Source organism: Amaricoccus sp. (assembly GCF_017995835.1).
Classification (GTDB): Bacteria; Pseudomonadota; Alphaproteobacteria; order Rhodobacterales; family Rhodobacteraceae; genus Amaricoccus.
In genome coordinates, this window is the sequence record NZ_JAGOID010000122.1 from 1 (window position 1) to 7,799 (window position 7,799).

Here is a 7,799-nt window from a genome sequence, read left to right on the forward strand (position 1 = left end):
TGCCTCGAGATCGGCGAGCCGCCGCGCCTGGTCGTCGGCCGCCAGAGCCGCCACCACCTCGTCGAGATCGCCCTGCATCACCTGGTCGAGCCGGTAGAGCGTCAGCCCGATCCGGTGGTCGGTCAGGCGACCCTGCGGAAAGTTGTAGGTCCGTATCCGCTCCGATCGGTCGCCGCTGCCGACCTGGCCCCTGCGCTCAGCCGCCCGCTCCGCCGCGAGCCGCGTCCGTTCCAGGTCGTAGAGCCGCGCCCGCAACACCGCCATCGCCTTCGCCCGGTTGGTGTGCTGGCTCTTCTCGCTGCTCGTCACCACGATCCCCGTCGGCAGATGGGTGATGCGCACGGCGCTGTCCGTGGTGTTCACGTGCTGGCCGCCCGCTCCGGAAGAGCGCATCGTGTCGATGCGGATGTCCGCCGCGGGGATGTCGATGTCGACCTCCTCGGCCTCCGGCAACACCGCCACCGTCGCCGCCGAGGTATGTATCCGCCCCGAGCTCTCGGTCGCCGGCACCCGCTGCACGCGGTGAACGCCGCTCTCGAACTTCAGCGCCGCGAAGACGCCGCGCCCCGAGATTTCCGCCACCAGCTCGCGATAGCCGCCGAGCTCGGTCGCCGCCTCCTCCACCAACTCCCAGCGCCAGCCGCGCGCTTCCGCGAAACGCTGGTACATCCGCGCCAGATCCGCCGCGAAGAGCGCCGCTTCCTCGCCGCCGGTCCCGGCCCGGACCTCGAGGATCGCCGAGCGCTCGTCCGCCGCGTCCTTCGGCAGCAGGGCCACCTGCAACGCCCGCTCGGCCAGCGGCGTCTCCGCCTTCAGCCGCTCCAGTTCCTCTTGCGCAAGCTCGCGCATCTCGGGCTCGGCGAGCAGCCGCTCCGCCTCCTCCCGCTCGCGCGCGAGCGCGCGCCAGGCGTCGATCCGCGCCACCACGTCGCGCAGCGCCGCATACTCGCGCGACAGCGCCGCCAGCTCGGCCGGCGTCGCGCGTGCGGCGAGCCGCGCCTCGAGATACTCGAAGCGGGCGCGGATCTGGTCGAGCTTCTCTCCGGGGATCATGGCGCGGGGTTGATCGCGCAAGCCGGCGACGCCCGCAAGGACGAACTTGCGCGCCGCCTCGGAAGGTCGCAGCGGTGCGTCACCGAGAACGTTCGGTCGTCCGGTCAGCGACGCACGTCCGCCCGACGCGCGCCCGGGCCCATGGTCGCCGCGACCGCCCCGAGCGCCAGCACCCCGCAGGCCGCGATCGCCGCGACCATCGGCATCGCCGTCCCGTCGAAGAACGGGCTCGCGAGCGCGATCATGCCGCCCCCGACGAGCATCTGGATCGCGCCGCCGAGCGAGGAGGCAAGCCCGGCCACGTCCGGGTGCGGATCGAGCGCCAGAACCATCGTCGTCGGCATGACCGGACCGAGGCAGGCATTCGCGAGAACCAGCATCACCACGATCACCGGCAGCGTGCCGAGGCCGGCCGCGACCAGCGTCACAAGCGCCAGCGTCACCGCGGCGAAGCCGGCCGTCGCCACGGTGACTACCCGACGCATCCCGTAACGGTTCCCGAGCGTCCCGGCCAGCTGCGACGCCGCGAAGAAGCCCGCCGCGTTGATGGCAAAGGCGAGCGAGAACTGCGTCGGCGTCAGCCCGAAGCTCTCGACATAGACAAAGGCCGCCGAGGCGATGAAGACGAAGAAGCTCGCCATCGCGAAACCGCCGATCAGCGTCAGCCCCATGAACTCGCGATCCCGGAGCAGGCGCCCGGAACCGGCGAGCAGCGACGCGGGCCGCATCGGCATGCGGTCGGTCGGCGCCAGCGTCTCCGGCAGCGCGAGCACGGTCAGGGCGATGCTGAAGGCCGCGGCGATGGCGAGCGCGCCGAAGATCCACCGCCAGCCTGCGATCGCCATCATCCCGCTGCCCGCGAGCGGCGCGAGCATCGGCGAGACCGAGATGACCAGCATCACCAGCGCCATGAGCCGTGTCGCCTGCGGTCCGGAATAGAGATCCCGGATCAGCGCGCGCGGCACGACCATGACGGCCGCGGCCCCGAGCCCCTGCACGAGGCGCCCCACCGCCAGCGCCGCGACGCTCGGCGCGAGCGCGCAGGCCAGCGTGCCGAGCAGGAAGATCGCGAGGCCGATCAGCATCGGCGCCCGCCGGCCCATCTGGTCCGAGAGCGGGCCGTAGACGAGCTGGCCGACCCCGAAGGCGAGGAAATAGGTCGTCAGCGTCATCTGCAGGGCCTGCGCCGACACGCCGAACTCCGCGGCGATCAACGGCATCGCCGGCAGATACATGTCGATCGCAAACGGCCCGACGGCCCCGAGGAGCCCGATCACGAGGGCGATTCGCAGCATCGGTGGTTTCCCCTGATCTCGCAGCAAGGGCCGGAGCGTGCCGGGCCGTGCAGCCGGCGTCCCATGCCCGATCCGGCCGGGATTGTCCACCTGGCGACCTCCGGAAGGCAGCGCTGCGATCAGGTGGGCTCAGAAACGGTCAAGCAGGCGCCGAAGGTAGTCGAGCTCGAGCTGCGGCCGCGACTGGTCACCGGAGCGCCGGCGGATCTCGTCGAGGAGACCGCGCGCCCGTGTGCCGGCGTTGGCCTCCGGCACCATCTGCTGGTTCGTGCCGGTGCTGCCGTCGGGACCGAGCGGGCGGCCGAGCGGGTCGTTGCGGCCGTCGGCGCTCGCCTCGCCCTCGGCGCCGGGCTCGCCGTTCTGCGAGCCCGCCTCGGCTTGGCGCATGTCCCGCGCCATCTGCCGCATTCCGTCGCGGAGGTTGTCGATCGCCTCGGCCTGTTCGTTCAGGGCATCGGCCGCGTCGCCGTCGCGCAGGGCGCCCTCGGCCTCGCCCATGTCGCGCTCGGCCCGGCGCAGCGCGTCGCGCGCCGCATCGCCCGCCTCGCCGGGAAGGCCGCGTTGCAGCTCCTCCATCAGCTCGCGCAGCGCCTTCTGCCGCTCCGCCAGCGCCTGGTTCGACGAGCCCTCGCCGCCCTGCCCCTCGCTGCCCCGGCCCTGCCCCTGCTGCCCGCCGCGGCCCTCGCGGAACTGGCGTTGCAGCTCTTCGAAGCTGTCGTCCGCAAGGCCCTGCTGCTCGCGCAGCGCGTCGCCAAGATCCTGCATGGATTGCTGGCCCTCGCCGCCCTCGCCCCCCTGTCCGCCCTCGGCGAGCTGCATCTCCATGTTCTCGAGGAGCTGCTGGAGCATCTCGAGCAACGCCTCCGCCTCGGCGCGCCGACCCTGCTCGGACAGTTCCTGGATGCGGTCCATCAGCTCCTGGATCTGGTTCCGGGTCATGGTCTGCCCGGGCGGCTGGCCTTCGGCGCGCTGGCGCTCGCCGTCACGCAGCGCCTCCTCGGCGAGCTGCTGCATGTAGTCGCGCGTCGCCTGCCGCAGCTCGTCCATCAGTTGCGCGATCTCCTCGTCGCTGGCGTCGTTGCGCAGCGCCTCGCGCAGGCGCTCCTGGGCGCGGGCGAGTCGCTCCGCCGCGTCGCCGAGGCTGCCCTCCTCGAGCAGGAGCGCCACTTTCCACAGCATCTCGGCCACCTCCTCGACACGCGCGGCGTTGTCGGGCTGGCCGACGGCGGCGTCGAGGCGGCGGATGGCGATGCGGGTTGCGAGATAGGCCTTCTCGTTGCGGAACATCCCCTCGGGCCGCCAGGTGAGGGCGCGCAGCACCTGCGCCACGCGGCGGGCGTTCTCCGTGGTCCAGAGAAGATCGCGACGCTGCTCGACCAGCGCCGCGGCGATGGGGTTGTAGAAGCGCCGGCCCGGCAGTACCGCGGCGATCCCGTCGCGCGCGCCGACCTGCCCGAGCGCGTCCTCGGCGGTGAGCCGGATCGTCACCGGCAATCCCGACCACGGATGCTTCGAGAAGTCCTCGACCAGCGTCTCGGCGACCTCCTCGGCGCTGCCCCTGGACATCGAGAGCGGCAGGTCGACCGTCAGCGGCTCGCGCGCCTGCGGTTCGGCGGCGAGCCCGTAGAGCCGGTCGGTCGCGGCGAGGTCGACGGTGATCTCCGCCTGCGCCGACACGACGCCGTAGTCGTCGCGCGCCACGTAGGCGAGTTCGGTCTCGCCGGTCGGGGCGCGGGTCACCGGTTCCGCCAGGTCGATCTCCGGCGGATTGTCGGGCTGCATGACGAAGGACCAGGATCCGAGCGCGTCGCCGCTCCCGGAAAGGGCGATCCCGCCGCTGTGGCCGACGACGAAGCGCGCCGCAGCGATCCCGGGCGCAGCCTCGGCAAGCGGCGCGTCGCTGTCCGTGACGGACTGGGTGAGCGAGAAATCCCCCGCCTCGCCGTAGACGCGCACGGTGATCTGCGTGCCCTGCGGCACGACGAGCGGCGGCTCGGAGGGCGCGTCGGGCAGATACAGGGTCGGCCGCCCCGTATATCCCGGCGGCTCGGCCCAGGCCTCGAAGGCCGGCCCCGCCGCCGGGGCGCCGCCGCCGGCGCTGGCGATCGCCGCGCCGAGGCCGGCGATCGGGTCGGCCCGGGCGAAGAGGAGCGCCGCGCCCAGCGCGACGAGCGCGATGAGCCGCAGGCCCCAGCCGTCGAAGCGGGCGAGGCGCAGGTCGGGCCGGACCCACTCGGCCCGCGCGGCGATCCGGCGCATCCGTGCGATGTGCGCCGCCCAGACCGCCTGCGCGCCAGCGTCGTCGCGCCCGAGCGCCGGCCGGTCGGCGAGCGCCGCGAGCGGGCGGCCCGGCAGGCCGGCGTCGAGACGCGCCGCCGCCTCAGCCCGCCGCGGCCAGCGGAAGCGCCGCAACCCGCGGACGAGCAGCACGAGGGCGCAGAGCCCGACGACGATGGTGACGGCGAGGAGCAGCCTGCGGGGGGCCACCTCCGCCAGACCGAAGGCCAGCGCCGCCCAGGCGGCGGCGGCCAGAGTCGCAAGCGGCCAGAAGGCGCGCAACGCACGCTCCAGCGCCATTCCGGCGCGGGTCCGGCGGATGGCGGCGGCGATCGGGGCGTCGTCGGCGGCGACCGTCCTGCGACCTGCCGCCATGCGCCCCGTGCCTACCTCCGCTCTGCCGGCGGAGACACCTCTCGGCCGATCCATCCGGGAATGCTATCGCGCGCGAGGATGTCTTCATAGCTCGGACGCGCACGAACCACGTCGAATTGATCCTCGTGCACCAGCACCTCGGCCACGAGGGGCCGGGTATTGTACTCCGACGCCATGGCCGCGCCGTAGGCCCCGGCGGAGCGGAAGGCAACGAGATCTCCGGCCGCGAGCGGGGGCAGCATCCGCCCGCGCGCGAAGGTGTCGCCGGTCTCACAGACTGGCCCGACCACGTCGAGGGGGCCGAGCGCGGCATCCGGGGCCGGCTCGCGCACCGGCACGATGTCGTGCCAGGCGTCGTACATCGTCGGGCGCACCAGGTCGTTCATCGCCGCATCGAGGATCAGGAAGTCCCGACCTTCGCCGCGCTTGAGATAGATCACCCGCGCGAGCAGGATCCCGGCGTTGCCCGCAATCACCCGGCCGGGCTCGATCTGGATCTCGCAGCCGAGATGCCCGACGGTGCGCCGGATCGTGGCCCCGTAGTCGAAGGGAAGCGGCGGGGCGTCGTTGGTGCTGGCATAGGGAATGCCGAGGCCGCCGCCGAGATCGAGCCGGCGGATGTCGTGGCCGTCGGCGCGCAGCGCGTGGGCGAGCCCGGCGACCTTGGCGAAGGCGCTCTCGAACGGGGCGAGTTCGGTCAGCTGGCTGCCGATATGGACGTCGATCCCGACCACCTCGACGCCCGGAAGGGCCGCCGCCTCGGCATAGACCTCGCGGGCGCGAGCGATCGGGATGCCGAACTTGTTCTCTGACTTGCCGGTGGCGATCTTGGCGTGGGTGCGCGCGTCGACGTCGGGATTGACCCGCACCGCGACCGCCGCCGTCCGGCCCAGCGCGACCGCGACCTCGGACAGCGCGAGCAGCTCGGGCTCGCTCTCGACGTTGAACTGGCGCACGCCGCCCTCGAGCGCGAGGCGCATCTCCTCGCGCGTCTTGCCGACGCCGGAGAAGACGATCCGCTCCCCGGGAACGCCGGCGGCGCGGGCGCGGCGCCATTCCCCGCCGGACACGACGTCCATCCCGGCCCCGAGTGCTGCCATGTGCGCGAGCACGGCGAGGTTGGGGTTCGACTTGATCGAGAAGCAGACGAGGTGCGGCATTCCGGCGAGCGCCTCGTCGAGGAGCCGGAAATGCCGGGTCAGCGTCGCCGCCGAATAGACATAGGTCGGCGTTCCCACCGCGGCGGCGATCTCGGCGAGCGGCACGTCCTCGGCGTGCAGCGCGCCGTCGCGGTAGAGGAAATGGTCCATCGGCGGGGCTCCGGGCGGCGCGCGGTCGGCCTAGCACAACGGGGCGCCGGGTCAAGCCGCCGGCGCCTGCGGCGGCATGACCAGAACGGCGCGGAAGTCGTTGACGTTGGTGAGCGTCGGCCCGGTCACCACCTGGTCCCCGAGCGCCGCGAAGAACGTGTGGGCGTCGTTCCGGGCGAGCGCCGCCGCCGGATCGAGCCCGGCCGCTCGGGCCCGCGCCAGCGTGTCGGGCGCCACGGTCGCGCCCGCCACCTCGGCCGCGCCGTCCACCCCGTCGGTGTCGCAGGCGAGGCCCCAGATTCCTGCCGCGCCGTCGAGCGCCACCGCGAGGCCGAGGCAGAACTCGGCGTTCGGGCCGCCGACGCCGCCGCCTCTGCGCGTGACCGTGCATTCGCCGCCCGAGAGGACCAGCGCCGGCCGGTCTCCCGGCGCCATCCCGGCGCGGATCCCGCGGGCGAGCGCGGCCTGGGCGGCGGCGACCTCGCGCGCCTCGCCCTCGACCGCATCCCCGACCAGGCGCAAGTCGCAGCCGGCGGCGCGGGCCGCGGTCGCGGCGGCCTCCAGCGACTGCGACGGCGCGGCGACGAGCAGGTTCCGGGTCCGCGACAGGCGCGGGTCGTCGGGGCGCACCACGCCGCTCCCGGCTGCGAGCGCGCGCAGGACCGAGACGGGCGCGTCGATGCCCCGACGCGCGAGGATCGCGGCGGCGTCCGCGGCGGTGGCGACGTCGCCGACGGTCGGACCGGAGGCGATCATCGCGAGGTCGTCGCCCGGCACGTCCGAGATCGCGAGCGCCAGCATCCGCGCCGGCCAGGCGGCGCCGGCGAGCTGGCCGCCCTTGACGCGGCTCAGGTGCTTGCGGACGACGTTCATCTCGCCGATCGGCGCGCCCGAGGCGAGGAGCGCCCGGTTGACCGCCTGCTTCTCGGCAAGCGTGACCCCCTCGGCCGGCTGGACGAGCAACGCCGAGCCGCCGCCGGAGACGAGCGCCAGCACGAAATCCCCCTCCCCGAGCCCGTCGAGGAGGCGAAGCATCCGCGCCGTCGCGTCGAGGCCGCGCGCGTCCGGAACCGGGTGCGAGGCTTCGACGATCTCGACGCCGCGGGTGGGACGGCCGTAGCCGTCGCGGGTGACGACGAGCCCTTCGCAGGGCCCCCAGACCGCCTCGACCGCCTCGGTCATCCGCGCCGAGGCCTTGCCCGCGCCAACGACGACGACGCGGCCCGCGGGCCGCGCCGGCAGCGCCGCGGGCACGCAGCGCATCGGGTCGGCGGCGGCGACCGCGAGGTCGAACAGCCGCCGGAGAAAGGGAACGGGCGCCTCGATCCCGTGCATCTCACCTCGCACGCCAGGTCGGGGCGGGCGGCGGCGCCGCCCGCCCCGCTTGGCCCGCTACTGCGCCATCTCGACGGCGGAGACGAGCTCCTGCGCCGCGGTGGCGCTGTCGTACTCGCCGTTGAACTGGGCGGTGACCACGTCGTACATGGCG

Annotated in this window: 5 protein-coding genes; all 5 read right to left on the bottom strand. The window is 73.8% G+C overall.

Features of this window, described 5'->3' with window-relative positions:
- The coding region (gene prfA, locus KBA23_RS14565) for a peptide chain release factor 1 (protein ID WP_290742281.1) at positions 1–1,053 on the bottom strand (1,053 nt) is incomplete at its 3' end.
- A gap of 104 nt (positions 1,054–1,157) precedes the next feature.
- Positions 1,158–2,348, bottom strand: coding sequence for a multidrug effflux MFS transporter (locus tag KBA23_RS14570; RefSeq protein WP_290742284.1), 1,191 nt, complete (start codon positions 2,346–2,348; stop codon positions 1,158–1,160).
- A gap of 129 nt (positions 2,349–2,477) precedes the next feature.
- Positions 2,478–5,000: a TIGR02302 family protein gene (locus KBA23_RS14575; protein WP_290742287.1), complete on the bottom strand. Its 2,523-nt coding sequence runs from the start codon at positions 4,998–5,000 to the stop codon at positions 2,478–2,480.
- 11 nt (positions 5,001–5,011) lie between these two features.
- A complete protein-coding gene (gene lysA, locus KBA23_RS14580; protein ID WP_290742290.1) occupies positions 5,012–6,310 on the bottom strand; it encodes a diaminopimelate decarboxylase in 1,299 nt (432 codons plus the stop codon).
- A gap of 51 nt (positions 6,311–6,361) precedes the next feature.
- Entirely contained in the window at positions 6,362–7,645 is a 1,284-nt protein-coding gene (locus KBA23_RS14585) for a glycerate kinase (RefSeq protein WP_290742293.1), read from the bottom strand.
- Positions 7,646–7,799 lie beyond the last annotated feature (154 nt).

What these genes read in the sequence shown, in the direction of transcription:
- KBA23_RS14575 (WP_290742287.1), bottom strand. Translation starts at nt 5,000, where the DNA reads ATGGCGGCAGGTCGCAGGACGGTCGCCGCCGACGACGCCCCGATCGCC.
- KBA23_RS14585 (WP_290742293.1), bottom strand. Translation starts at nt 7,645, where the DNA reads ATGCACGGGATCGAGGCGCCCGTTCCCTTTCTCCGGCGGCTGTTCGAC.
- lysA (WP_290742290.1), bottom strand. Translation starts at nt 6,310, where the DNA reads ATGGACCATTTCCTCTACCGCGACGGCGCGCTGCACGCCGAGGACGTG.
- KBA23_RS14570 (WP_290742284.1), bottom strand. Translation starts at nt 2,348, where the DNA reads ATGCTGCGAATCGCCCTCGTGATCGGGCTCCTCGGGGCCGTCGGGCCG.